This window comes from Pseudomonas sp. LB3P81, from assembly GCF_054897965.1.
Genome location: NZ_JBUBVG010000001.1, coordinates 2,096,254 through 2,121,383, shown reverse-complemented (window position 1 = coordinate 2,121,383; position 25,130 = coordinate 2,096,254). Strand labels below are relative to the sequence as shown.

Annotated in this window: 21 protein-coding genes; all 21 read left to right on the top strand. The window is 58.4% G+C overall.

What is annotated here, in order from left to right:
* Window positions 1-77 precede the first annotated feature (77 nt).
* The 21 genes from rpsB to eno all read left to right on the top strand — a co-directional run bounded on the left by rpsB (window position 78) and on the right by eno (window position 25,091).
* Window positions 78-815, top strand: coding sequence for a 30S ribosomal protein S2 (gene rpsB / locus ACYZTL_RS09870; protein ID WP_461951626.1), 738 nt, complete (start codon window positions 78-80; stop codon window positions 813-815).
* Between the two features lie 193 nt (window positions 816-1,008).
* A complete protein-coding gene (tsf, locus tag ACYZTL_RS09865; RefSeq protein ID WP_461951625.1) occupies window positions 1,009-1,872 on the top strand; it encodes a translation elongation factor Ts in 864 nt (287 codons plus the stop codon).
* A 210-nt stretch (window positions 1,873-2,082) separates the two neighbouring features.
* Window positions 2,083-2,826 (top strand): UMP kinase, encoded by a 744-nt coding sequence (gene pyrH / locus ACYZTL_RS09860; RefSeq protein ID WP_003172271.1) that lies wholly within the window; start codon window positions 2,083-2,085, stop codon window positions 2,824-2,826.
* Window positions 2,823-3,380, top strand: coding sequence for a ribosome recycling factor (gene frr, locus ACYZTL_RS09855; protein ID WP_461951624.1), 558 nt, complete (start codon window positions 2,823-2,825; stop codon window positions 3,378-3,380). The genes pyrH and frr overlap by 4 nt, the downstream gene beginning before the upstream one ends.
* A gap of 13 nt (window positions 3,381-3,393) precedes the next feature.
* A complete protein-coding gene (uppS, locus tag ACYZTL_RS09850) occupies window positions 3,394-4,149 on the top strand; it encodes a polyprenyl diphosphate synthase (protein WP_084322274.1) in 756 nt (251 codons plus the stop codon).
* Window positions 4,149-4,955, top strand: coding sequence for a phosphatidate cytidylyltransferase (locus ACYZTL_RS09845; protein ID WP_461951623.1), 807 nt, complete (start codon window positions 4,149-4,151; stop codon window positions 4,953-4,955). Before uppS ends, ACYZTL_RS09845 begins: the two co-directional genes overlap by 1 nt.
* Window positions 4,952-6,142 (top strand): 1-deoxy-D-xylulose-5-phosphate reductoisomerase, encoded by a 1,191-nt coding sequence (ispC, locus tag ACYZTL_RS09840; RefSeq protein ID WP_461951622.1) that lies wholly within the window; start codon window positions 4,952-4,954, stop codon window positions 6,140-6,142. Before ACYZTL_RS09845 ends, ispC begins: the two co-directional genes overlap by 4 nt.
* 53 nt (window positions 6,143-6,195) lie before the next feature.
* Window positions 6,196-7,548 carry a sigma E protease regulator RseP gene (gene rseP, locus ACYZTL_RS09835; protein WP_461951621.1) on the top strand — a complete coding sequence of 451 codons (1,353 nt, stop codon included), beginning with the start codon at window positions 6,196-6,198 and terminating at the stop codon, window positions 7,546-7,548.
* Window positions 7,549-7,622: 74 nt separating this feature from the next.
* Window positions 7,623-10,013 (top strand): outer membrane protein assembly factor BamA, encoded by a 2,391-nt coding sequence (gene bamA / locus ACYZTL_RS09830; protein WP_461951620.1) that lies wholly within the window; start codon window positions 7,623-7,625, stop codon window positions 10,011-10,013.
* Between the two features lie 45 nt (window positions 10,014-10,058).
* The gene (locus tag ACYZTL_RS09825) at window positions 10,059-10,562 is read left to right on the top strand and encodes an OmpH/Skp family outer membrane protein (RefSeq protein WP_008028980.1); all 504 of its coding nucleotides are present in this window, start codon (window positions 10,059-10,061) and stop codon (window positions 10,560-10,562) included.
* A gap of 3 nt (window positions 10,563-10,565) precedes the next feature.
* Complete coding sequence (gene lpxD / locus ACYZTL_RS09820; RefSeq protein WP_461951619.1) at window positions 10,566-11,621, top strand: UDP-3-O-(3-hydroxymyristoyl)glucosamine N-acyltransferase; 1,056 nt, start codon at window positions 10,566-10,568, stop codon at window positions 11,619-11,621.
* 108 nt (window positions 11,622-11,729) lie between these two features.
* Entirely contained in the window at window positions 11,730-12,170 is a 441-nt protein-coding gene (fabZ, locus tag ACYZTL_RS09815; protein WP_008028982.1) for a 3-hydroxyacyl-ACP dehydratase FabZ, read from the top strand.
* Window positions 12,167-12,943 carry an acyl-ACP--UDP-N-acetylglucosamine O-acyltransferase gene (gene lpxA, locus ACYZTL_RS09810; protein ID WP_084322280.1) on the top strand — a complete coding sequence of 259 codons (777 nt, stop codon included), beginning with the start codon at window positions 12,167-12,169 and terminating at the stop codon, window positions 12,941-12,943. Before fabZ ends, lpxA begins: the two co-directional genes overlap by 4 nt.
* 2 nt (window positions 12,944-12,945) lie before the next feature.
* The gene (gene lpxB, locus ACYZTL_RS09805; RefSeq protein WP_461951618.1) at window positions 12,946-14,076 is read left to right on the top strand and encodes a lipid-A-disaccharide synthase; all 1,131 of its coding nucleotides are present in this window, start codon (window positions 12,946-12,948) and stop codon (window positions 14,074-14,076) included.
* Window positions 14,077-14,087: 11 nt separating this feature from the next.
* The gene (rnhB, locus tag ACYZTL_RS09800) at window positions 14,088-14,714 is read left to right on the top strand and encodes a ribonuclease HII (protein WP_214384702.1); all 627 of its coding nucleotides are present in this window, start codon (window positions 14,088-14,090) and stop codon (window positions 14,712-14,714) included.
* A gap of 75 nt (window positions 14,715-14,789) precedes the next feature.
* Entirely contained in the window at window positions 14,790-18,311 is a 3,522-nt protein-coding gene (gene dnaE, locus ACYZTL_RS09795; RefSeq protein WP_461951617.1) for a DNA polymerase III subunit alpha, read from the top strand.
* A gap of 140 nt (window positions 18,312-18,451) precedes the next feature.
* Complete coding sequence (locus tag ACYZTL_RS09790) at window positions 18,452-19,399, top strand: acetyl-CoA carboxylase carboxyltransferase subunit alpha (RefSeq protein WP_461951616.1); 948 nt, start codon at window positions 18,452-18,454, stop codon at window positions 19,397-19,399.
* A gap of 160 nt (window positions 19,400-19,559) precedes the next feature.
* Window positions 19,560-20,888, top strand: coding sequence for a tRNA lysidine(34) synthetase TilS (gene tilS / locus ACYZTL_RS09785; protein WP_461951615.1), 1,329 nt, complete (start codon window positions 19,560-19,562; stop codon window positions 20,886-20,888).
* A 274-nt stretch (window positions 20,889-21,162) separates the two neighbouring features.
* Window positions 21,163-22,794, top strand: coding sequence for a CTP synthase (locus ACYZTL_RS09780; protein ID WP_461951614.1), 1,632 nt, complete (start codon window positions 21,163-21,165; stop codon window positions 22,792-22,794).
* Between the two features lie 5 nt (window positions 22,795-22,799).
* Window positions 22,800-23,645 (top strand): 3-deoxy-8-phosphooctulonate synthase, encoded by an 846-nt coding sequence (gene kdsA, locus ACYZTL_RS09775; protein WP_056720954.1) that lies wholly within the window; start codon window positions 22,800-22,802, stop codon window positions 23,643-23,645.
* Window positions 23,646-23,801: 156 nt separating this feature from the next.
* A complete protein-coding gene (gene eno / locus ACYZTL_RS09770) occupies window positions 23,802-25,091 on the top strand; it encodes a phosphopyruvate hydratase (protein WP_461951613.1) in 1,290 nt (429 codons plus the stop codon).
* Window positions 25,092-25,130 lie beyond the last annotated feature (39 nt).

Sequence of the window (25,130 nt, the reverse complement as noted above, 5' to 3'; positions counted from 1 at the left end):
CTGGGTGCCTTCAGCTGATGCTGCTGGTTGGTCATTGGGATACGTGGAGGCCAAACCCGACTTATTAAGGAACTATCATGTCCCAAGTCAACATGCGCGATATGCTGAAGGCCGGTGTGCACTTCGGTCACCAGACCCGTTACTGGAACCCGAAAATGGGTAAATACATTTTCGGCGCTCGTAACAAGATCCACATCATCAACCTTGAAAAAACCCTGCCAATGTTCAACGAAGCTCTGACTTTCGTAGAGCGTCTGGCCCAGGGCAAAAACAAGATTCTGTTCGTCGGCACCAAGCGTTCCGCTGGCAAGATCGTTGCTGAAGAAGCAGCACGTTGCGGTTCGCCGTACGTCGATCACCGCTGGTTGGGCGGCATGCTGACCAACTTCAAAACCATCCGTGCTTCCATCAAGCGTCTGCGTGACCTTGAAGTGCAAGCCGAAGACGGTACTTTCGCCAAGCTGACCAAGAAAGAAGCGCTGATGCGCACTCGCGATCTTGAGAAGCTCGATCGTTCCCTGGGTGGTATCAAGGACATGGGCGGTCTGCCAGACGCTCTGTTCGTTATCGACGTTGATCACGAGCGCATCGCGATCACCGAAGCCAACAAGCTGGGCATCCCGGTTATCGGCGTAGTCGATACCAACAGCAGCCCGGAAGGCGTTGACTACATCATCCCAGGCAACGATGACGCAATCCGCGCTATCCAGCTGTACATGGGTTCGATGGCTGACGCTGTAATCCGCGGTCGCAACCACGTTGCTGGTGGCACCGAGCAGTTCGTTGAAGAAACTCCGGCAGCTGCAGCTGAGTAATTGACGCCCTGGCGTTGACTCAGTAAGCAAAAAGGGGGCTTGGCCCCCTTTTTGCCACCTCGAAAACCATTTGTCCGGTGGCGCATTTACAGCAATTGTAACTTGCAGCTGCTAACAAGGGTGGTTCGGGAAGAATTGAACGCCCGTTCGATCGGGTGGAATGGTTGAAAACCTATCCAAGAGGAATTTTGAAATGGCAGAGATTACTGCAGCGTTGGTAAAAGAACTGCGCGAGCGTACTGGCGAAGGCATGATGGACTGCAAAAAGGCCTTGACCAAGGCTGGCGGCGACATCGAAAAAGCCATTGATGACATGCGCGCTTCGGGCGCCATCAAGGCTGCCAAGAAAGCAGGCAACGTAGCTGCTGAAGGCGCGATCGCTCTGAAGGAAGACGGTAAATCCGCCGTTCTGCTGGAAGTGAACTCGCAGACCGACTTCCTGGCTCTGCAGGACGACTTCAAGGCATTTGTTGCTGGCAGCGTTGAAAAAGCGTTCGCTGACAAACTGACTGACGTTGCTCCGCTGATCGAAGCTCAAGAAGCCGATCGCCTGGTTCTGGTCGGCAAGGTTGGCGAAAACGTCAACATCCGTCGCCTGGCTCGCGTTGAAGGTGATGTTGTTGGTGGTTACCTGCACGGCAACAAGATCGGTGTTGCGGTTGTTCTGAAGGGCGGCGACGTTGAGCTGGCCAAAGACATCGCTATGCACGTAGCGGCCACCAACCCTGAATTCCTGCTGCCATCGGAAGTTTCCGCTGAAGCGGTCGAGCGTGAGAAGGGCGTGTTCCTGACCCTCAACGCTGACAAGATCGCCGGCAAGCCGGAAAACATCGTTGAAAACATGGTCAAAGGCCGTATCAGCAAGTTCCTGGCTGAAGCGAGCCTGGTTGAGCAGGCGTTCGTCAAGAACCCTGAAATCAAGGTCGGCGACCTGGCCAAGAAAGCCGGTGCTGAAATCGTTTCTTTCACCTACTTCAAAGTAGGCGAAGGCATCGAGAAGCCGGTCGACAACTTCGCTGAAGAAGTTGCTGCCCAGCTGGCTGCTGCCAAGCAATAAGACGGTTTTTTAACTGTCGCCCTGAAGAGGCTGCCCGCTTACGCGCGCAGCCTCTTTTCAGATGGGGCACCAATTTTTTATTGGTTTCCTTTTGGAACTGGCTTACAAAGCCATGTTCCGATGGCGCTGAAGCAGCGCCAAGCTAGAGTGAACGCCAGCTGTAAACAGCTCGCAAAGAATTTTTAAAATACGCCGCAGGAGAGATTCGCAATGGCTCAGCAGGGCAGTGGTTATCAGGCTCGCTATAAACGCATTCTACTCAAGCTTAGCGGCGAGGCCCTGATGGGCTCGGAAGAGTTCGGGATCGATCCGAAAGTTCTGGATCGCATGGCGCTGGAAGTCGGCCAACTGGTCGGCATCGGTGTTCAGGTCGGTCTGGTGATCGGCGGCGGCAACCTGTTCCGCGGTGCTGCGCTGAGCGCGGCCGGCATGGATCGGGTTACCGGCGACCACATGGGCATGCTGGCCACTGTGATGAACGCCCTGGCCATGCGCGATGCGCTGGAACGTGCCAATATCTCGGCCATCGTGATGTCGGCCATTTCCATGGTGGGCGTGACCGATCACTATGATCGCCGCAAAGCCATGCGCCACCTCAACGCCAAAGAAGTCGTGATCTTCGCGGCCGGTACCGGCAATCCGTTCTTCACCACGGATTCGGCAGCCTGCTTGCGTGCGATCGAAATCGACGCTGACGTCGTACTGAAAGCGACCAAGGTCGATGGTGTTTACACCGCAGATCCATTCAAGGACCCGCATGCCGAGAAGTTCGATCATCTGACCTACGATGAAGTGCTGGATCGCAAGCTGGGCGTGATGGACCTGACGGCCATTTGCCTGTGCCGCGACCACAAGATGCCGTTGCGCGTATTTAACATGAACAAGCCCGGCGCCCTGCTGAACATCGTGCATGGTGGCGCTGAAGGGACCCTGATCGAGGAAGGCCAACAATGATCAACGAAATCAAAAAAGACGCTCAAGAGCGCATGACCAAATCCCTGGAATCGCTGGCGCACAACTTCGGCCGTATCCGCACGGGCCAAGCGCACCCAAGCATTCTCGAGGGCGTGATGGTGCCGTATTACGGTTCCGACACTCCGATCAAGCAAGTAGCCAACATCACCGTCAAAGACGCTCGTACCCTGCAAGTCGTTGCCTTTGAGCGCAACATGCTGGGTGCCGTCGACAAGGCCATCGGCAGCGCTGGTCTGAACCTCAACCCGACCAACCTGGGTGAGTTGCTGTTGATTTCCATGCCGGCCCTGACCGAAGAAACCCGTAAGGGCTTCACCAAACAGGCTCGTGACGTCGCTGAAGATGCCCGTGTTGCGGTGCGCAACATCCGTCGTGACGCGAACAGCCAGCTCAAGGATCTGGTCAAGGAAAAAGAAATCAGCGAAGACGAAGAGCGTCGCGCCACTGGCGAGATTGATGATCTGACCAAGAAATACGTGGCTGAAATCGACGCGAAGCTGGCGCAGAAAGAAAAAGACCTGATGGCCGTATAAGGGTCGCGTTTTCATGGAAAAGACCAAGCAGGTTGCGCCGTCCGCGGTGCCGCGCCATGTCGCGATCATCATGGATGGCAATAATCGCTGGGCGAAAAAACGCTTTATGCCGGGTGTCGCCGGGCATAAAGCGGGCGTGGATGCGGTTCGTGCAGTGATCGAGGTGTGTGCCGAGGCCAAGGTCGAGGTATTGACCCTGTTCGCCTTCTCCAGCGAGAACTGGCAGCGCCCGGCCGATGAGGTCAGTGCCTTGATGGACCTGTTCTTCAAGGCATTGCGTCGCGAGGCCAAGCGCCTGAACGAAAACAACATCAGTCTGCGCATCATTGGCGACCGCTCGCGCTTTCATCCAGAGCTTCAGGCGGCCATGCGCGAGGCTGAAGCCATGACGGCGGGTGCCAATCGCTTCGTCCTGCAGATCGCCGCCAACTACGGCGGTCAGTGGGACATCGCGCAAGCTGCGCAGCGTCTGGCGCGGGAAGTCCAGGCCGGCCATCTGCGTCCGGAAGACATCACCCCGGAGCTGTTGCAAACCTGTCTGGCCACCGGCGACCTTCCATTGCCGGATCTGTGCATTCGTACCGGTGGCGAGCACCGCATCAGTAACTTCCTGCTGTGGCAACTGGCCTACGCCGAGTTGTACTTCTCCGACCTGTTCTGGCCGGACTTCAAACACGACGCTATGCGCACTGCGCTGGCCGATTTCGCTTCTCGTCAGCGGCGCTTCGGTAAAACGAGCGAGCAGGTCGAGGCTGGGGCCCGGGTTTAATGCTTAAACAACGAATCATCACCGCGCTGATACTGCTGCCGATTGCCTTGTGCGGGTTTTTCCTGCTCGAAGGTTCCGGCTTCGCGCTGTTCATCGGGCTGGTTGTGACCCTCGGTGCCTGGGAATGGGCGCGCCTGGCGGGTTTTGCCGCTCAATCGATTCGCGTCGCCTACGCAGCAGTGGTCGCATTGATGCTGTTTGTCATGCACATCCTGCCAGGGCTTGCGCCTTGGGTGTTAGGCGCCTCGGTGCTGTGGTGGGGTGTGGCGACCTATCTGGTGCTGACCTATCCGCGCTCCAGCGAGCTTTGGTCCAGTGCCGCTTGCAAGCTGGTGATCGGGCTGCTGATCCTGTTGCCGGCCTGGCAAGGTCTGGTGCAGATCAAACAATACCCATTGGGCAATTGGTTGATCATGGCGGTGATGGTGCTGGTCTGGGGTGCCGATATCGGCGCCTACTTTTCCGGTCGGGCCTTCGGCAAGCGCAAACTTGCGCCGCTGGTCAGTCCCGGCAAGAGCTGGGAAGGCGTGTATGGCGGCCTGGCGCTAAGCCTGGTCATCACCGTGATTGTCGGCCTGGTTCGCGACTGGACGGTGGCCGAGCTGTTCAAAGGGTTGATCGGTGCTGCAATTATCGTGTTCATCTCGGTAGTGGGTGATCTCACCGAAAGCATGTTCAAGCGCCAGTCCGGGATCAAGGACAGCAGTAATCTGCTGCCAGGTCACGGCGGTGTGCTGGATCGCATCGACAGTCTGACGGCCGCGATCCCTGTGTTTGCTGTGCTGTTGTGGATGGCGGCACCGTGAGCCGCCCACAGCAGATTACCGTTCTGGGGGCGACCGGTTCGATCGGTCTGAGCACGCTCGACGTCATTGCCCGTCATCCCGAACGTTATCAGGTTTTTGCCCTGAGCGGCTTCACGCGTCTGAGCGAGTTGCATGCGCTTTGCGTCCGTCATAGGCCTCGGTTTGCCGTCGTGCCAGAGCAGAGCGCTGCCCGGGTCTTGCAGGACGATTTGCGTGCAGCCGGTCTGTCGACTCGCGTGCTGGTGGGGGAGGAGGGCCTGTGTCAGGTCGCTGCCGACCCTGAAGTCGATACGGTCATGGCGGCCATCGTCGGTGCGGCGGGCTTGCGTCCGACCCTGGCGGCCGTTGAAGCCGGCAAGAAAATTCTCCTGGCCAACAAAGAAGCGCTGGTGATGTCCGGCGCGCTGTTCATGCAGGCCGTACGAAAAAGCGGTTCGGTGCTGCTGCCGATCGACAGCGAGCACAACGCGATTTTCCAGTGCATGCCGCAGGATTTTTCCCGTGGGCTCGGGGCGGTGGGGGTGCGTCGGATCTTGCTGACAGCCTCTGGCGGCCCGTTCCGGCAGACACCTTTGGCCGAGCTGGCCGATGTTTCCCCTGAGCAAGCCTGTGCTCACCCGACCTGGTCCATGGGGCGCAAGATTTCCGTGGATTCGGCGAGCATGATGAACAAGGGGCTCGAGCTGATCGAGGCCTGCTGGCTGTTCGACGCCAAGCCATCCCAGGTGGAAGTGGTGATTCACCCGCAGAGTGTGATTCATTCGCTGGTCGACTACATCGACGGTTCGGTTTTGGCTCAGTTGGGCAATCCCGATATGCGCACGCCGATCGCCAACGCCCTGGCCTGGCCGGAGCGTATTGATTCGGGGGTTGCACCGCTGGACCTGTTCGCCATCGCACGTCTGGATTTCCAGGCGCCCGATGAAGAACGCTTCCCATGCCTGCGACTGGCCCGTCAGGCTGCCGAGGCGGGCAATAGCGCGCCAGCCGTGCTCAATGCGGCAAATGAAGTGGCAGTCGCGGCCTTTCTCGACGGGCGGGTTCGCTATCTGGAAATCGCGAGTATCATCGAAGAAGTCTTGAATCTCGAGCCTGTGGTCGCGGTGGATGATCTCGAGGCGGTGTTCACGGCTGACGCGAAAGCGCGGGTCCTGGTGGAGCAATGGTTGAGTCGCCACGGGCGGTAAGTGCTGCAACACGTTAGCCCATGCAGCACTGGATAGGATTGCGGAGAAAGTAGATGAGCGCGCTCTATATGATTGTCGGCACCCTGGTAGCCCTGGGCGTGCTGGTCACCTTCCACGAATTCGGCCATTTCTGGGTCGCGCGTCGCTGTGGGGTCAAAGTGCTGCGCTTCTCCGTGGGCTTCGGCATGCCTTTGCTGCGCTGGCACGACAAGAAAGGTACTGAGTTCGTCGTAGCTGCGATCCCGCTGGGCGGCTACGTGAAGATGCTCGATGAGCGCGAAGGCGAAGTACCAGCCGATCAGCTCGATCAGTCCTTCAATCGCAAATCCGTCCGTCAGCGCATTGCCATTGTGTCGGCGGGTCCGATTGCCAACTTTTTACTGGCGATGATTTTTTTCTGGGGGCTCGCGATGCTCGGCAGCGAGCAGGTGCGGCCTGTCATCGGTGCCGTGGAGTCCGGCAGTATCGCCGCCAAGGCCGGTTTGAGCCCGGGTCAGGAAATTGTCGCCATCGATGGTGAGCCGACTTCGGGTTGGGGCGCAGTCAATCTACAACTGGTCCGTCGCCTCGGCGAGAGCGGTTCCCTTCAGGTGCTGGTCCGCGAGCAGGGTTCCACAGCGGATTCGCCTCGTGAGCTGGTCCTGGATAAATGGCTCAAGGGCGCTGATGAGCCTGATCCGATTCATTCGCTGGGTATCCGCCCTTGGCGTCCGGCGTTGCCGCCAGTTCTGGCTGAGCTCGATCCGAAAGGTCCGGCACAGGCGGCTGGCCTGAAAACCGGCGACCGGTTGTTGGCGCTTGATGGCAAGGCGCTCGATGACTGGCAACAGGTGGTCGACATCGTCCGTAAGCAACCGGATACCAAAATCATGCTGCGCGTCGAGCGCGATGGTGCTCAAATCGACGTCCCTGTGACGCTCGCTGCTCGCGGCGAGAAAAAGTCGCCCAGTGGTTATCTCGGCGCCGGGGTGAAAGCAATCGATTGGCCGCCGGAGATGATTCGCGAGGTCAGTTACGGTCCTTTGGCAGCGATTGGCGAGGGGGCTCGACGCACCTGGACCATGAGCGTACTGACCCTCGATTCGCTCAAGAAAATGTTGTTCGGTGAGCTCTCGGTAAAAAACTTGAGTGGACCGATAACCATTGCTAAAGTGGCGGGCGCTTCTGCCCAGTCGGGCGTTGCTGATTTCCTGAATTTCCTTGCTTATCTTAGTATTAGCCTGGGGGTTCTGAATTTGTTGCCCATTCCTGTACTGGATGGGGGACATTTATTGTTTTATCTGATCGAGTGGGCGCGTGGTCGCCCCTTGTCGGATCGGGTGCAGGGTTGGGGGATACAGATCGGCATCAGTTTGGTGGTCGGGGTGATGTTGCTTGCCCTGGTCAATGATTTGGGTCGTCTGTAACACTTCGCTGAATTGCGAATCTGCCGCATTTTGCGGCAGTTTGTTTATTGCCAGTTGGAATAAGAAAGGACTTCATGAAACGTCTGCTGCTAACTGCGGTTCTCACCGTATTGATGATCGCCGAAGTTCACGCCGAGTCCTTCACTATCTCTGATATTCGCGTCAATGGCCTCCAGCGGGTTTCCGCGGGTAGCGTCTTTGGTGCCTTGCCGTTGAACGTCGGTGAACAGGCGGATGATCGTCGCCTGGTGGAATCCACTCGTGCGCTGTTCAAAACCGGGTTCTTTCAAGATATCCAGCTGGGCCGCGATGGCAATGTTCTTGTCATTACGGTAGCCGAGCGTCCGTCAGTCGCCAGTATCGAGATCGAGGGTAACAAGGCGATCTCCACTGAAGACCTGATGAAAGGCCTCAAACAATCCGGTCTGGCCGAAGGCGAGATCTTCCAGCGTGCCACGCTCGAAGGTGTGCGTAACGAACTGCAGCGCCAATACGTCGCGCAGGGTCGCTACTCGGCTACCGTCGACACTGAAGTGGTGCCGCAGCCGCGCAACCGCGTCGGCCTGAAGGTCAACATCAACGAAGGCACCGTCGCGGCTATCCAGCACATCAACGTGGTGGGTAACACGGTATTCCCTGATGAAGACCTGATCGACCTGTTCGAACTCAAGACCACCAACTGGTTGTCGTTCTTCAAGAACGACGACAAGTACGCTCGTGAAAAGCTTTCCGGTGACCTGGAGCGTCTGCGTTCCTATTACCTGGACCGTGGCTATATCAACATGGATATCGCTTCGACCCAGGTGTCCATCACCCCGGACAAGAAACACGTCTACATCACCGTCAACGTCAACGAAGGCGAGAAGTACACCGTTCGTGACGTCAAGCTGAGCGGCGACCTGAAAGTCCCTGAGGACCAGGTCAAGTCGTTGCTGCTGGTGCAGAAAGGCCAGGTGTTCTCGCGCAAGCTGATGACCACCACGTCCGAGCTGATCACCCGCCGTCTGGGTAACGAGGGTTACACCTTCGCCAACGTCAACGGCGTGCCTCAGCCGCACGATGAAGACCACACCGTCGATATCACTTTCGCTGTCGATCCGGGCAAGCGTGCTTACGTCAACCGCATCAACTTCCGCGGCAACACCAAGTCCGAAGACGAAGTGCTGCGTCGTGAAATGCGTCAGATGGAAGGTGGCTGGGCTTCGACTTACCTGATCGACCAGTCCAAGACCCGTCTTGAGCGTCTGGGCTTCTTCAAGGAAGTCAACGTCGAAACCCCGGCCGTTCCAGGTGTCGATGACCAGGTTGACGTGAACTACAGCGTTGAAGAACAAGCTTCCGGTTCGATTACTGCCAGCGTCGGCTTTGCACAGAGTGCCGGTCTGATCCTCGGTGGTTCGATCACCCAGAACAACTTCCTGGGTACTGGTAACAAGGTCAGCGTCGGCTTGACCCGCAGTGAATACCAGAGCCGCTATAACTTCGGTTATGTCGACCCCTACTGGACGGCTGACGGTGTGAGCCTGGGTTACAACGCGTTCTATCGCACCACTGACTATGACGATCTCGATGTCGATGTAGCCAGCTATGCGGTAGACAGTCTGGGTGCGGGCGTGAGTGTCGGCTACCCGATCAGCGAAACGTCGCGTCTGACCTTCGGCCTGACCGCGCAACAGGACAAGATCAAGACCGGTCAATACACCGTTGACGAGATCTTCGACTTCGTTCAGAAGGAAGGCGACAACTACCTGAACTTCAAGGCTTCGGCCGGCTGGTCCGAGTCGACCCTGAACAAAGGCGTATTGGCGACCCGTGGTCATTCCCAAAGCCTTGTGCTGGAATCCACGACGCCGGGCAGTGACCTGTCGTTCTTCAAACTTGATTACCGTGGCCAGCTGTTCCAGCCATTGTCTGAAAACTACACCATGCGCCTGCACACCGAACTGGGCTATGGCGATGGTTACGGTTCGACCGATGGCTTGCCGTTCTATGAAAACTACTATGCTGGTGGTTTCAACTCGGTTCGTGGCTTCAAGGACAGCACTCTCGGTCCTCGCAGTACGCCGAGTCGTGGCGAGTCTGTGACGGGCAACGCCGGTACGCTCGCCGACCCGGACCAGGATCCGCTGCCATTCGGTGGTAACGTGTTGATCCAGGGCGGTGTCGAGGTTCTGTTCCCGATGCCATTCGTCAAGGATCAGCGTTCCCTGCGTACTTCGGTATTCTGGGATGTGGGTAACGTATTCGACTCCAGCTGCGAAAAAACGACGAACGCAAATATCGGTTCAAGCGCTCAAACCGCATGCAACGACATCAGCCTGAGCAACATGGCCAGCTCTGTCGGTGTAGGTGTGACATGGGTCACCGCACTGGGTCCTCTGAGTTTCGCGTTGGCCATGCCAATCAAGAAACCGGATGAGGCTGAAACTCAAGTGTTCCAATTCTCCCTCGGCCAGACGTTCTAAGCGTCTGACCCAAGATAACGACAATGGATTTTGTAGGAGTGCATCGTGCGTAAGTTGACTCAATTGGTTCTCCTGGCGACCGTACTGGTAGCAGGTCCGGCTTTTGCCGACATGAAAATCGCCGTTCTGAACTATCAGATGGCTCTGCTGGAATCCGACGCGGCGAAGAAATACGCCGTGGATGCCGAGAAGAAGTTCGGTCCGCAACTGACCAAGCTCAAGACGCTGGAAAGCAGCGCCAAGGGCATTCAGGACCGTCTGATGGCGGGCGGCGACAAGATGCAGCAAGGCGAGCGTGAGCGTCTGGAGCTTGAATTCAAGCAAAAGGCCCGTGACTTCCAGTTCCAGTCCAAGGAACTGAACGAAGCCAAAGCCGTTGCTGACCGTGAAATGTTGAAGCAGCTCAAGCCGAAGCTGGACAGTGCTGTGGAAGAAGTCATCAAGAAAGGTGCTTTTGACCTGGTCTTCGAGCGTGGCGCAGTGATTGATGTCAAACCTCAGTACGACATCACTCGCCAGGTTATCGAGCGCATGAATCAGCTGAAGTAATCCATGACAGCGACCATGAAACTCGGCCAGTTGGCCGAGTTCCTCGGCGCCACCCTGCGTGGCGACCCGGAGAAGGAAATTACTGGGCTGGCCACTTTGCAAGAGGCTGGCCCAGCTCAGTTGAGCTTTCTGGCAAATCCCCAATACCGTAAATACCTGGCCGACAGCCGGGCTGCAGCCTTGTTGCTGAAAGCCGCTGACGCCGAAGGTTTTTCCGGTGATGCGCTGGTGGTGCCCGACCCTTACCTGGCTTATGCACGTGTTTCCCATCTGTTCGATCCCAAGCCCAAGGCGGCTGTCGGTATTCATCCGACAGCGGTAGTGGCGGCGGACGCGGTGGTCGATCCGGCGGCGAGTATCGGTGCATTTGTGGTCATCGAAAGCGGGGCGCGGGTTCATGCTGGTACGACCATCGGCGCGCACTGCTTCATCGGCGCCCGTAGCGTCATTGGCGAAGGTGGCTGGCTCGCACCGCGCGTCACGCTGTATCACGACGTGCGCATCGGCAAACGGGTGGTGATTCAATCCGGTGCGGTGCTGGGTGGCGAAGGCTTCGGCTTTGCCAACGAGAAAGGCATCTGGCAGAAAATCGCCCAGATCGGTGGTGTTCTGGTCGGTGACGATGTGGAGATCGGCGTGAATACCGCCATCGACCGCGGTGCGCTGGCCGATACCGTCATCGGTAATGGCGTCAAGCTCGACAATCAGATTCAGATCGCCCACAACGTCCAGGTCGGTGACCACACCGCCATGGCCGCGTGCGTGGGGATTTCCGGCAGCACCAAAATCGGCAAGCATTGCATGCTCGCCGGTGGCGTAGGGCTGGTGGGGCATATCGACATTTGCGACAAGGTTTTCATCACCGGGATGACCATGGTGACCCATTCGATTACCGAACCGGGTTCCTACTCTTCCGGTACGGCCATGCAACCGGCTGCCGAATGGCGCAAAAGCGCGGCACGTATCCGTCAGCTTGATGACATCGCGCGGCGGCTGCGACAGCTGGAAAAGCGCGTTGGGGACGTGACCCCTGACGGTAATGCTTCATCAGATGGCTGATACCATTTCCATATCAAGTGTGCACAGCCACTAGACTGCCTCCTTGATTTGCTAGAGAAACGCGCGTCAGTCGCGCGTTTCCAATCTTTACATAGGCTTCCCCCCGAAATGATGGACATCAACGAGATTCGCGAATACCTGCCTCACCGTTACCCGTTCCTGCTGGTGGACCGGGTCGTGGATCTGGATGTGGAAGGCAAGCGCATTCGCGCCTACAAGAATGTCAGCATCAACGAACCGTTCTTCAATGGTCACTTCCCTGCGCACCCAATCATGCCGGGCGTGCTGATCATCGAAGCGATGGCTCAGGCTGCCGGGATCCTTGGCTTCAAGATGCTCGACGTGAAGCCGGCTGATGGCACCCTGTATTACTTCGTCGGCTCCGACAAACTGCGTTTCCGTCAGCCGGTCAAGCCTGGCGACCAGTTGATCCTTGAAGCGACCTTCATCAGCTGCAAGCGCAAGATCTGGAAGTTTGAATGCCAGGCATCGGTGGATGGCAAGCCAGTTTGCTCGGCCGAGATCATCTGTGCGGAACAAAAAGTATGAGTTTGATTGACCCTCGCGCAATCATCGATCCGTCGGCCATTCTGGCTGACGACGTTGAGGTCGGCCCTTGGTCGATCATCGGCGCAGGTGTGGAAATCGGCGAGGGGACAGTGATCGGGCCGCATGTGATCCTCAAGGGCCCGACCCGAATCGGTAAGCACAATCGCATCTACCAGTTTTCTTCGGTAGGCGAGGACACGCCCGATCTGAAATACAAAGGTGAAGAAACCCGTCTGGTTATCGGTGACCACAACGTCATCCGTGAAGGCGTGACGATTCATCGCGGGACCATTCAGGACCGTTCGGAAACGACCTTGGGCGATCACAATCTGATCATGGCCTATGCCCACATCGGCCATGACAGCGTCATCGGCAACCACTGCATCCTGGTCAACAACACCGCGCTGGCGGGCCATGTGCACGTTGAAGACTGGGCGATCCTGTCCGGGTTTACCCTGGTTCACCAGTATTGCCACATCGGCGCCCACAGCTTTTCCGGCATGGGCACCGCCATTGGCAAGGACGTTCCCGCTTACGTCACCGTGTTTGGCAACCCGGCCGAAGCGCGCAGCATGAACTTCGAAGGCATGCGTCGCCGTGGTTTCAGCGAAGACGCGATCCACGCCCTGCGTCGAGCCTACAAGGTGGTTTACCGCCAGGGCCTGACCGTCGAACAAGCGCTCGCCGAACTGGCCGAGCCCTCGGCGCAGTTTCCGGAAGTCGCGGTGTTTCGTGATTCCATCCAGTCTTCGACTCGCGGCATCACACGTTAATCATGACTAATCTGCGTATTGCGCTGGTGGCGGGTGAGGCTTCCGGTGACATTCTGGGCGCCGGTCTCATGCGTGCGCTCAAGGCACAACACCCGGCGGTCGAGTTCATCGGTGTCGGTGGTCCGCTGATGCAGGCCGAAGGCCTGACCTCGTATTTCCCGATGGAACGTCTCTCGGTCATGGGCCTGGTGGAAGTGCTGGGTCGCCTGCGCGAGTTGCTCAAGCGTCGCAAGACGCTGATTGCTGACCTGATCGCCGAGAAGCCGGATGTGTTCATCGGTATCGATGCCCCGGACTTCAATCTCAATATCGAACTCAAGTTGCGTCAGGCCGGGATCAAGACCGTGCACTACGTCAGCCCGTCGGTCTGGGCGTGGCGGCAGAAGCGGGTGCTGAAGATTCGCGAAGGCTGCGACCTGATGCTGACGCTGTTCCCGTTTGAAGCAAAATTCTATGAAGAGAAGGGCGTGCCGGTGCGGTTTGTCGGGCACACCCTGGCCGATGCGATACCCCTCGAAGCTGATCGTCGCGCCGCACGCGCCGAGCTTGGTTTGCCTGATGGGCCACTGGTCGCGCTGATGCCCGGCAGTCGCGGTGGCGAAGTCGGGCGCCTGGGCACGTTGTTCCTTGATACTGCCGAGCGTTTGCGCGCCATGCGCCCAGGCGTGCGGTTCATTGTTCCGTGCGCCAGTCCTCAGCGCCGGGCGCAGCTTGAAGAGTTGCTCGCCGGTCGCGATCTGCCGCTGACCCTGCTCGATGGCAAGTCCCATCTGGCGCTGGCAGCCTGCGACGCGGTGTTGATCGCCTCCGGAACGGCTACCCTTGAAGCCTTGCTGTACAAGCGTCCGATGGTCGTCGCTTATCGTTTGGCGCCTCTGACGTTCTGGATTCTCAAGCGCATGGTGAAGAGCCCCTACGTCTCGTTGCCTAACCTGTTGGCCCAGCGCCTGTTGGTGCCCGAGTTGCTGCAGGACGATGCGACGGTTGAGGCGCTGGCCCAGACGCTGTCGCCATTGATCGAAGGTGGCGAAGAACAGACACGTGGCTTCGACGAAATCCACCGGACCTTGCGTCTGGACGCCTCCAACCAGGCTGCGGATGCAGTGCTGAAGCTGATCGGCCAAGTACAATGAGTAAAACAAACATGCAAATGGGGCTGGATTTCACCTTGGTCGCTGAAGTCGAAGATCTGGTTGCCGGTGTTGACGAAGTCGGTCGCGGCCCGCTCTGCGGTGCCGTGGTGACTGCTGCCGTGATCCTCGATCCGAACCGTCCGATCCTCGGTCTCAACGATTCGAAGAAGCTCACCGAAGCCCGGCGCGAAAAGCTTTACGACGAAATCTGCGAGAAGGCCCTGAGCTGGTGCATCGCGCGTGCGGAAGTCGAAGAAATCGATGAGCTGAACATCCTCCATGCCACCATGCTGGCCATGCAGCGTGCGATCGAAGGCCTGCACATTCAGCCAAAACTGGCGATGATCGACGGTAACCGCTGCCCGAAACTGTCCATGCGCGCCGAAGCAGTGGTCAAGGGTGACAGCAAGGTCCCGGCTATTGCCGCTGCATCGATTCTGGCCAAGGTCAGCCGCGATCGCGAAATGGCCGCTTTCGAACTGATTTACCCGGGTTACGGCATCGGTGGTCACAAAGGCTACCCGACGCCCGTTCATCTGGAAGCGCTGGCACGCCTGGGCCCGACGCCGATTCACCGCCGCTCGTTTGCGCCTGTGCGGCTGGCGTATGAAGCGCGCGAAAGCCTCATAGAGAGTTAGTCGCGAGGCTGATGTTTTTCCCAAGGCCCGGTACAATCCGGGCCTTGTTGTTTTCACGTTATAGACAGGATCACTATGCCGGCTTCATTCGTTCATCTACGCCTGCACACTGAATATTCCCTGGTCGACGGTCTGGTGCGGATCAAACCGCTGGTCAAGACCCTGGTCGGCATGAACATGCCTGCCGTAGCGGTCACCGATCAGAACAACATGTGTTCCCTGGTCAAATTCTATAAAGCCGCCATGGGCGCAGGCATCAAGCCGATCTGCGGCGCCGACCTGTGGCTGTCGAACAAGGATCCGGACAACGCCCTGAGCCGGATCAGCCTGCTGGCAATGAACGCTGTCGGCTATCGCAACCTGACCGAACTGATTTCCCGTGGCTTCATCGACGGCCAGCGCAATGGCTCGATCATCATCGAGCGCGAGTGGGTGGCCGAGGCCGGCGAAGGCTTGATCATGTTGTCGGCGGCGAAAGAAGGCGAGATCGGCCTGGCCATGCTCAGCGGCAATCCGGCTGAAGCGGAGAATCTCGCGCGCGAATGGATGGCGGTGTTCCCGGATCGTTTCTATCTGGAGATCCAGCGCACCAATCGCCCCAACGATGAAGAACAATTGCACGGCGCCGTGGCCCTGGCCGAGAAAATCGGTGCGCCACTGGTTGCAACCAACGACGTGCGCTTCATCAAGCAGGAAGACTTTGCCGCTCACGAGACCCGCGTCTGCATCGGTGAGGGCCGCGCCCTCGACGATCCGCGGCGTTCGAAGAATTACAGCGATCAGCAATACCTCAAAAGCGCCGAGGAAATGGCCGAGCTGTTCAGCGACATTCCCGAGGCGCTGGAAAACACCGTCGAGATCGCCAAGCGCTGCAACATCGAAGTGAAACTGGGCACGCACTTCCTGCCCAACTTCCCGATTCCCGATGGCATGACCATCGACGAGTATTTCCGCAAGGTGTCTTTCGACGGTCTGGAAGATCGTCTTAGCGTGCTGCTGCCCAAAGACACCACTGAAGACTATGAAGCCAAGCGTCAGGTCTATGTCGACCGGTTGAATTTCGAGCTGGATATCATCATCCAGATGGGCTTCCCCGGTTACTTCCTGATCGTTATGGACTTTATCCAGTGGGCCAAGAGCAACGGCGTGCCGGTAGGTCCGGGCCGTGGATCGGGTGCCGGGTCGCTGGTGGCCTATGTGCAGAAGATCACCGACCTCGACCCGCTGGAATATGACCTGCTGTTCGAACGTTTCCTTAACCCGGAACGGGTATCGATGCCCGACTTCGACGTCGACTTCTGCATGGATGGTCGTGACCGGGTGATCGACTACGTGGCCGAGAAATACGGCCGCAACGCGGTGAGCCAGATCATCACCTTCGGCTCCATGGCCGCCAAGGCTGTGGTCCGTGACGTGGCGCGGGTGCAGGGCAAGTCCTACGGTCTGGCGGATCGTCTGTCGAAGATGATTCCGTTCGAAGTCGGCATGACCCTGGAAAAAGCCTACGAGCAGGAAGAAATCCTCCGGGACTTCATCAAGGTCGATGAAGAGGCCGCGGAAATCTGGGAAATGGCGCGCAAGCTCGAAGGCGTTGTGCGTAACGTCGGCAAGCACGCCGGTGGCGTGGTGATCGCGCCGACCAAACTGACTGACTTTTCGCCAATTTATTGCGACGAGGCCGGTGATGGCCTGGTAACCCAGTTCGACAAGGACGACGTTGAGGCCGCCGGTCTGGTGAAGTTCGACTTCCTCGGTCTGCGGACCTTGACGGTCATCGACTGGGCGTTGAAAACCATCAACCGCGATCGCGCCAAGGTCGACGAGCCACCGCTGGACATCGCGTTCATCCCGCTGGATGACAAGCCGACCTACACGCTGTTGCAAAAAGCTGAAACCACCGCGGTGTTCCAGCTCGAGTCGCGCGGCATGAAAGAGCTGATCAAAAAGCTCAAGCCCGACTGCCTGGAAGACTTGATCGCACTGGTGGCCCTGTTCCGTCCGGGCCCTTTGCAATCCGGCATGGTTGACGACTTTATCAACCGCAAGCACGGCCGCGCCGAACTCGCGTACCCACACTCGGACTACCAGTACGAAGGCCTGAAGCCTGTATTGGCTCCGACTTACGGCATCATCCTGTATCAGGAACAGGTGATGCAGATTGCCCAGGTCATGGCCGGTTACACCCTCGGTGGTGCGGACATGCTGCGTCGGGCCATGGGTAAGAAAAAACCCGAGGAAATGGCCAAGCAGCGTGGCGGTTTCATTGAGGGTTGCGCCAGCAACAACATCGACGCCGACCTGGCCGGTAACATTTTCGACCTGGTGGAAAAATTCGCCGGTTACGGCTTCAACAAATCCCACTCCGCTGCGTATGGCCTGGTGTCGTACCAGACTGCGTGGCTGAAAACGCACTACCCGGCGCCGTTCATGGCCGCGGTACTGTCGGCGGATATGCACAACACCGACAAGGTCGTGACCTTGATCGAAGAAATTCGCACCATGAAGCTGCGTCTCGACGCGCCGGATGTGAATACCTCCGAGTTCAAGTTCACGGTGAATGACGAAGGCCGCATCATTTATGGCCTCGGCGCGATCAAGGGTGTGGGCGAAGGGCCGGTCGAGGCGATTACCGAGGCGCGTCAGGACGGGCCGTTCAAGGACCTGTTCGATTTCTGCGCCCGTGTCGACCTCAAGCGCATCAACAAACGCACCCTGGACGGTTTGATCCGCAGCGGTGCGCTGGACCGTCTGGGCCCGTATTTCCATGACGAACCGAAAGCCTATCAAGCGAGCATCGACCAGAACCGCGCGGTCTTGCTGAATGCGATGGAAGGGGCGATCAAGGCCGCCGAACAAACCGCCCGCACCCACGACAGTGGCCACGCCGACCTGTTTGGCGGGTTGTTCGTCGAGGAAGATGCCGACGTCTATGCCAATCACCGCAAGGCGAAAGAGCTGACCCTGAAGGAACGCCTGAAAGGGGAGAAAGATACCCTGGGCCTGTACCTGACCGGTCACCCGATCGACGAGTACGAAGGCGAGATCCGCCGTTTTGCCCGTCAGCGGATCATCGACCTGAAGCCGGCTCGCGATACGCAGACCGTCGCCGGCATGATCATCGCCCTGCGAGTGATGAAGAACAAAAAGGGCGACAAGATGGGTTTCATCACCCTCGACGACCGCTCGGGCCGGATCGAAGCATCGCTGTTCGCCGACGCGTTCCATTCGGCGCAGTCGCTGTTGCAGACTGACGCGATGGTGGTGGTTGAAGGCGAAGTCAGCAACGACGACTTCTCTGGCGGTCTGCGCTTGCGGGTCAAGCGTGTGATGAGTATGGAAGATGCGCGCACCAACCTGGCCGAAAGCCTGCGATTGAAGCTGCAGACCAAGGATTTGAAGGGCGATCAGCTACGCTGGCTGGGTGAGTTGTTCAAGCGTCACCGCGGTGCGTGCCCGATCACCATGGAATACACGAGCCCCGACGCGAAGGCCTTGCTGCAGTTCGGCGAGACCTGGCGAATCGACCCGGCGGATGCGTTGATTCAAGCCCTGCGTGACCAGTTCGGGCGAGACAACGTCTTCCTCCAATACCGTTGACGGTCAGGTACTCTCTGTACGGCCTGATCTCGACCTGAATTTTTAATCTCGACCTGAACGCGCCTGTCCCTTAAGGTAGGGCGCGAATAGACAACCGGCCGGCCCAAGCTCTCTTGGACGTCGACCCTAGACGGACGCCTATGAACCCGAATTTTCTAGATTTCGAACAGCCGATCGCCGACCTGCAAGCCAAGATCGAAGAGTTGCGCTTGGTCGGTAACGACAATTCGCTGAATATCGGCGATGAGATCTCCCGCCTGCAGGACAAAAGCAGCACGCTGACCGAAGACATCTTCGGCAAGCTGACCAGCTGGCAGATCGCGCGTCTGGCGCGTCACCCGAAACGTCCATATACCCTGGACTACATCGAACACATCTTCACCGAGTTCGACGAGCTGCACGGCGACCGTCACTTCTCCGACGACGCTGCCATCGTTGGCGGCGTGGCCCGTCTGGATGACCAGCCGGTGATGATTATCGGTCACCAGAAAGGCCGCGAAGTGCGCGAGAAGGTTCGCCGCAACTTCGGCATGCCGCGTCCGGAAGGCTACCGCAAGGCGTGCCGCCTGATGGAAATGGCCGAACGTTTCAAAATGCCGATCCTGACCTTCATCGATACGCCGGGCGCCTACCCTGGCATCGACGCTGAAGAGCGCAACCAGAGCGAAGCGATTGCCTGGAACCTGCGCGTCATGGCCCGCCTGAAAACCCCAATCATCGCCACCGTGATCGGTGAAGGTGGTTCCGGCGGTGCACTGGCAATCGGCGTGTGCGATCAACTGAACATGTTGCAGTACTCGACCTACGCGGTGATTTCGCCGGAAGGTTGCGCTTCGATTCTGTGGAAAACCGCGGAAAAAGCACCGGATGCCGCTGAAGCCATGGGCATCACTGCCGAGCGCTTGAAAGGCCTGGGCATCGTCGACAAAGTGATCGGCGAGCCTTTGGGCGGCGCTCATCGTGATCCGGCTGCGGCCGCTGCATCGATCCGTGCCGAGCTGACATCGCAACTGGCGATGCTGAAGAAGTTCGATAACGAAGCGCTGCTGGCCCGTCGTTACGAGCGTCTGATGAGCTACGGTCTCTGATCTGACCGCGCTTTAATGTGGGAGCGGCGGTGCGACGATTCGACTTGCTCGCGAAGACGGTGTGTCAGTCAACGATGATGTTGAATTTGATGGCCTCTTCGCGAGCAAGTCGAATCGTCGCACCGCCGCTCCCACATTTGATTTGTGCAAAGTGATCGATATGAGTCAGCCTATGATTGATCTTCCTGCCAAGCTCCTTCAGAACCTTGCTCCGTGGCGCAATGCCACAGCCTGGCGTGTCGCTTTCTCCGGTGGTCTCGATTCCACCGTCTTGCTGCACTTGCTCGCCCACCTCGCAAAAACCGAATCCCTGCCGGCGCTCAGCGCCATCCATATCCATCACGGCCTTCAGGCTGCGGCTGATGCGTGGCCGGAACATTGCCAGTCGGTTTGTGATGTCCTGGGGGTGCCACTACAGGTCGTTCGCGTCCAGGTTCAACCCGGCGCCAGCCTCGAACGTGCCGCCCGTGATGCGCGCTATGGCGCGTTCATCGAGGCTAGCCGGACCCATGAAGTGTTGCTGACCGCCCAACACCGTGACGATCAGGCGGAAACCTTGCTGTTTCGGCTGTTGCGCGGGGCAGGGGTGAGAGGGTTGTCGGGGATGCCGCGTCAACGTGCGTTGGGCAACGGGCATCTGTTGCGACCATTGCTCTATGTCACGCGAGCAGAGTTGGAGGCTTACGCGCACGAGCATCAATTGAGCTGGATCGAAGACCCTTCGAACCAGGATCGTCAGTTTTCGCGCAATTACTTGCGGCATCAGGTTTTCCCGGTCATGACCGAGCGCTGGCCGCAAGCGGTGGCGAGCATGGCCCGCAGTGCGGCGCATCTGAGCGAAGCGCAGGGGCTGCTCGATGAACTGGCGCAAATCGATCTGACTCATGCCGGCACCGTCAGTGAATTCGATTGTCTGGGTGTGCCGTCCCTTGAGCTGTCGCCGATTGCAAACCTGTCCGCCGCTCGCCAGCGAAATGCAGTGAGTCACTGGCTCTCATCGCTGACTCGTCTGCCGGACAGTGACCATTGGTCGGGTTGGGAGGATTTGCGTGATGCCACCGGCGATGCTTGTCCGATCTGGCGTTTGGCGGATGGCGAGCTGCATCGGGCAGGCGGACGTATCTGGTGGTTATCCGGTCATTGGCTACGCCCTGCACTCGACGTCGGGCGGTGGGCTGATCCCTCGCAAGCGTTGGTTTTATCTGATAACGGCGTGCTCAAGCTCACCGGGCAAATCCCCGAAGGCCCGCTGCATATACGCTATCGTGAGGGAGGCGAGGCCATGAACCTTCCCGATCGCGGCCATCGGGACCTGAAGCGCTTGCTCAATGAACGCGGGGTTCCAGGGTTCGTTCGTGGCAGATTGCCGCTGCTCTTTCGAGGCGAGCAATTGCTGGCGGTGGCCAACCTGCGGGGCTTGAATGGTAGCGTGCAGGACGGCTGGAATTTGCATTGGCAGCCATTGAGCGAAGATCAAGGTTTGAGCTGAAAGGGGCTTTCCGGTAGACTACGCTCCCTTCTTGATACAACTTCTGTGGATTCGCCTGAATTGCAGGAGTTGCCGATTACCAAGCAGTCTTTGCTGGGCGATTCCAAAAAATGTGTAGCGAGCAACGTACCGGTGTTTCATCTCCCGGTCTGTCCCAACGCAGCGGTTTTTTTGAAAGGTGCACTGTGATTAATGCAGGTGATCGGGGGCTTCGGCCTTCCTTCGCTTTCCCCGGCGGCTCGGACCGCTTTAACGCAGACTTCTAGGGTTTTTCATGACGCGCTACATATTCGTCACGGGCGGTGTTGTTTCTTCATTGGGGAAAGGCATTGCATCGGCTTCATTGGCGGCCATCCTGGAGGCGCGGGGACTTAAGGTCACCATGCTGAAGCTGGATCCGTACATCAACGTCGATCCGGGCACCATGAGCCCGTTCCAGCACGGTGAAGTGTTCGTCACCCACGACGGCGCCGAGACCGACCTGGACCTGGGCCACTACGAGCGGTTCATTCGCACGACCATGACCCAGAACAACAACTTCACCACCGGCCGTGTCTACGAACACGTCCTGCGCAAAGAGCGCCGTGGTGATTACCTGGGCGCCACCATCCAGGTGATCCCGCACATCACCGACGAAATCAAGCGCCGGATCATCAAGGGCGCCGGCGATGCCGACGTGGCGATGGTCGAGATCGGTGGCACTGTGGGTGACATCGAGTCGCAACCGTTCCTCGAAGCCATCCGTCAATTGCGTTTCGAAGTCGGCGCCAAGCGCGCGATGCTGATGCACCTGACGCTGGTGCCGTACATCGCCACTGCCGGCGAAACCAAAACCAAGCCAACCCAGCACTCGGTCAAGGAACTGCGTTCCATCGGCCTGCAACCTGATGTGCTGGTTTGCCGCTCCGATCACCCGATCGACATTTCCTCGCGTCGCAAGATCGCGCAATTCACCAACGTTGAAGAACGTGCGGTGATCGCGCTGGAAGACGCCGACACCATCTACAAGATCCCGGGCATTCTGCATTCGCAAGGCCTGGATGATTTTGTGGTCGAGCGTTTCGGCCTGCAATGTGGCGGCGCCGATCTGTCCGAGTGGGAAGCCGTGGTTGACGCCAAGCTCAACCCTGAGCACGAAGTCACCATCGCCATGGTCGGCAAGTACATGGAACTGCTGGACGCCTACAAGTCGCTGATCGAAGCGATGAGTCACGCCGGCATCAGCAACCGCACCAAGGTCAACCTGCGCTACATCGATTCCGAAGACATCGAAAACCAGGGCACCGCGCTGCTGGAAGGCGTCGACGCGATTCTGGTTCCAGGCGGCTTCGGTCTGCGTGGCGTGGAAGGCAAGATCACCGCTGTCCAGTACGCTCGCGAAAACAAGGTTCCATACCTCGGCATCTGCCTGGGCATGCAAGTGGCCGTGATCGAGTTCGCTCGTAACGTCATGGGCTGGATAGACGCCAACTCCACCGAGTTCGATCGCGCAAGCGGTCACCCGGTCGTGGGTCTGATCACCGAGTGGGAAGATGCCACCGGCGCGGTCGAAACCCGTACCGAAACGTCCGATCTGGGCGGCACCATGCGCCTTGGCGCTCAGGATTGCCTGCTGGAGCCGGGTTCCCTGGTTCACGGCTGCTACGGCAAGGACGTGATCGTCGAGCGTCACCGTCACCGCTACGAAGTGAACAACAACCTGCTGCCGAAAATCATGGAAGCTGGTCTGAAAATCTCCGGTCGCTCCGGTGATGGCGCGCTGGTTGAAGTGGTCGAAGCCCCGGATCATCCATGGTTCGTCGCTTGCCAGTTCCACCCTGAGTTCACTTCGACGCCGCGCGACGGTCACCCGTTGTTCAGCGGTTTCGTCAAAGCAGCTTTGGCTCAACACCAGAAGAAGGCTTGAACCTTATGGCGCAGAAGATCATCCGCGTAGGCGATATCGAGATTGCCAACGACAAGCCAATGGTGCTGTTCGGTGGCATGAACGTGCTGGAAAGCCGCGACATGGCGATGCAGGTCTGCGAAGAGTACGTGAAGGTTACCGAGAAACTCGGTATCCCTTACGTGTTCAAGGCCAGCTTCGACAAGGCCAACCGTTCTTCCGTGACCTCTTACCGTGGCCCTGGCCTGGAAGAGGGCATGCGGATTTTCCAGGACATCAAGCAAGCCTTCGGCGTGCCGATCATCACCGACGTCCACGAGCCTGATCAGGCCGCGGTCGTCGCTGAAGTCTGCGACATCATCCAGCTGCCGGCCTTCCTGTCGCGCCAGACCGACCTCGTGGTCGCGATGGCCAAGACCGGTGCGGTGATCAACATCAAGAAAGCCCAGTTCCTCGCACCTCAGGAAATGAAACACATCCTGAACAAGTGCGTGGAAGCGGGTAACGATCAGTTGATCCTCTGCGAACGCGGTTCGAGCTTCGGCTACAACAACCTGGTCGTCGACATGCTCGGCTTCGGCATCATGAAGCAGTTCGAATACCCGGTGTTCTTCGACGTGACCCACGCGCTGCAAATGCCCGGTGGTCGCTCCGATTCTGCCGGCGGTCGTCGCGCTCAGGTCCTCGATCTAGCGAAAGCCGGCATGAGCCAGTCGCTGGCCGGTTTGTTCCTCGAAGCCCACCCGGACCCGGACAACGCCAAATGTGACGGCCCTTGCGCCTTGCGTCTGGACAAACTGGAGCCATTCCTGGCCCAGCTCAAAGCTTTGGACGAACTGGTGAAGAGTTTTCCGACGGTAGAAACCGCGTAATCCTCATTTCTCCGGTAAAGTACCGCACGATTTGTTGCTCAGGCCCTCGGGTCTGAGCCTTATCGTCCGCAAGTCTGCCCGCTGCACATCACTTGCCGGCGATAAAAGATTTCCTTCAGCTGCGTCGTTTTCGTCAACTTTGGAGTGTTTACAACAATGGCAAAAATCGTCGACATCAAAGGTCGTGAAGTTCTCGACTCCCGTGGCAACCCCACCGTGGAAGCGGACGTGCTTCTCGATAACGGCATCATCGGCAGCGCTTGCGCGCCGTCCGGTGCTTCCACTGGCTCGCGTGAAGCGCTCGAGCTGCGTGATGGCGACAAGAGCCGTTACCTGGGCAAGGGCGTTCTGAAAGCCGTCGCCAACATCAACGGTCCGATCCGCGACCTGTTGAAAGGTACAGACCCGAGCGACCAGAAAGCGCTGGATCACGCGATGATCAAGCTGGACGGTACTGACAACAAAGGTTCCCTGGGCGCCAACGCGATCCTCGCCGTTTCCCTAGCCGCGGCCAAGGCAGCAGCTCAGGACCAGGACCTGCCGTTGTACGCTCACATCGCCAACCTGAACGGCACCCCGGGTGTTTACTCGATGCCGGTTCCGATGATGAACATCATCAACGGTGGCGAGCACGCCGATAACAACGTCGACATCCAGGAATTCATGGTTCAGCCGGTTGGCGCCAAGTCTTTCTCGGAAGGTCTGCGCATGGGCACCGAGATTTTCCATCACCTCAAAGCCGTTCTGAAGGCCCGTGGCCTGAGCACTGCTGTCGGTGACGAAGGTGGTTTCGCGCCGAACCTGGCGTCCAACGAAGACGCTTTGAAAGTGATCTCCGAAGCCGTGGCCAACGCCGGTTACAAGCTGGGCACCGACGTGACCCTGGCACTGGACTGCGCGGCCAGCGAGTTCTACGAAGACGGCAAGTACAACCTGTCCGGCGAAGGTCAGGTGTTCACCGCTGAGGGTTTCGCCGATTACCTGAAAGGTCTGACCGAGCGTTACCCGATCATCTCCATCGAAGATGGCCTGGACGAGTCCGACTGGGCTGGCTGGAAAATCCTCACCGACAAGATCGGCGAGAAAGTCCAACTGGTAGGCGACGACCTGTTCGTGACCAACACCAAGATCCTGAAAGAAGGCATCGATAAAAAGATCGCCAACTCGATCCTGATCAAGTTCAACCAGATCGGCACCCTGACCGAAACCCTGGAAGCCATCCAGATGGCCAAGGCTGCCGGTTACACCGCCGTGATCTCGCACCGCTCCGGCGAAACCGAAGATTCGACCATTGCCGACCTGGCCGTGGGCACTTCGGCTGGCCAGATCAAGACCGGCTCCCTGTGCCGTTCCGACCGCGTGTCCAAGTACAACCAACTGCTGCGTATCGAAGAGCAGTTGAACGGCAAAGCCAAGTACAACGGCCGCAGCGAATTCCGCGGCTGATTGCTACATGGTAAAAAAGACACCGGATTGTGTCGAAAA

What these genes read in the sequence shown, in the direction of transcription:
- fabZ (WP_008028982.1), top strand. Translation starts at nt 11,730, where the DNA reads ATGATGGACATCAACGAGATTCGCGAATACCTGCCTCACCGTTACCCG.
- lpxA (WP_084322280.1), top strand. Translation starts at nt 12,167, where the DNA reads ATGAGTTTGATTGACCCTCGCGCAATCATCGATCCGTCGGCCATTCTG.
- uppS (WP_084322274.1), top strand. Translation starts at nt 3,394, where the DNA reads ATGGAAAAGACCAAGCAGGTTGCGCCGTCCGCGGTGCCGCGCCATGTC.
- tsf (WP_461951625.1), top strand. Translation starts at nt 1,009, where the DNA reads ATGGCAGAGATTACTGCAGCGTTGGTAAAAGAACTGCGCGAGCGTACT.
- rseP (WP_461951621.1), top strand. Translation starts at nt 6,196, where the DNA reads ATGAGCGCGCTCTATATGATTGTCGGCACCCTGGTAGCCCTGGGCGTG.
- frr (WP_461951624.1), top strand. Translation starts at nt 2,823, where the DNA reads ATGATCAACGAAATCAAAAAAGACGCTCAAGAGCGCATGACCAAATCC.
- rpsB (WP_461951626.1), top strand. Translation starts at nt 78, where the DNA reads ATGTCCCAAGTCAACATGCGCGATATGCTGAAGGCCGGTGTGCACTTC.
- dnaE (WP_461951617.1), top strand. Translation starts at nt 14,790, where the DNA reads ATGCCGGCTTCATTCGTTCATCTACGCCTGCACACTGAATATTCCCTG.
- rnhB (WP_214384702.1), top strand. Translation starts at nt 14,088, where the DNA reads ATGCAAATGGGGCTGGATTTCACCTTGGTCGCTGAAGTCGAAGATCTG.
- pyrH (WP_003172271.1), top strand. Translation starts at nt 2,083, where the DNA reads ATGGCTCAGCAGGGCAGTGGTTATCAGGCTCGCTATAAACGCATTCTA.
- ACYZTL_RS09790 (WP_461951616.1), top strand. Translation starts at nt 18,452, where the DNA reads ATGAACCCGAATTTTCTAGATTTCGAACAGCCGATCGCCGACCTGCAA.
- lpxB (WP_461951618.1), top strand. Translation starts at nt 12,946, where the DNA reads ATGACTAATCTGCGTATTGCGCTGGTGGCGGGTGAGGCTTCCGGTGAC.
- kdsA (WP_056720954.1), top strand. Translation starts at nt 22,800, where the DNA reads ATGGCGCAGAAGATCATCCGCGTAGGCGATATCGAGATTGCCAACGAC.
- bamA (WP_461951620.1), top strand. Translation starts at nt 7,623, where the DNA reads ATGAAACGTCTGCTGCTAACTGCGGTTCTCACCGTATTGATGATCGCC.
- ACYZTL_RS09780 (WP_461951614.1), top strand. Translation starts at nt 21,163, where the DNA reads ATGACGCGCTACATATTCGTCACGGGCGGTGTTGTTTCTTCATTGGGG.
- lpxD (WP_461951619.1), top strand. Translation starts at nt 10,566, where the DNA reads ATGACAGCGACCATGAAACTCGGCCAGTTGGCCGAGTTCCTCGGCGCC.
- tilS (WP_461951615.1), top strand. Translation starts at nt 19,560, where the DNA reads ATGAGTCAGCCTATGATTGATCTTCCTGCCAAGCTCCTTCAGAACCTT.
- eno (WP_461951613.1), top strand. Translation starts at nt 23,802, where the DNA reads ATGGCAAAAATCGTCGACATCAAAGGTCGTGAAGTTCTCGACTCCCGT.
- ACYZTL_RS09845 (WP_461951623.1), top strand. Translation starts at nt 4,149, where the DNA reads ATGCTTAAACAACGAATCATCACCGCGCTGATACTGCTGCCGATTGCC.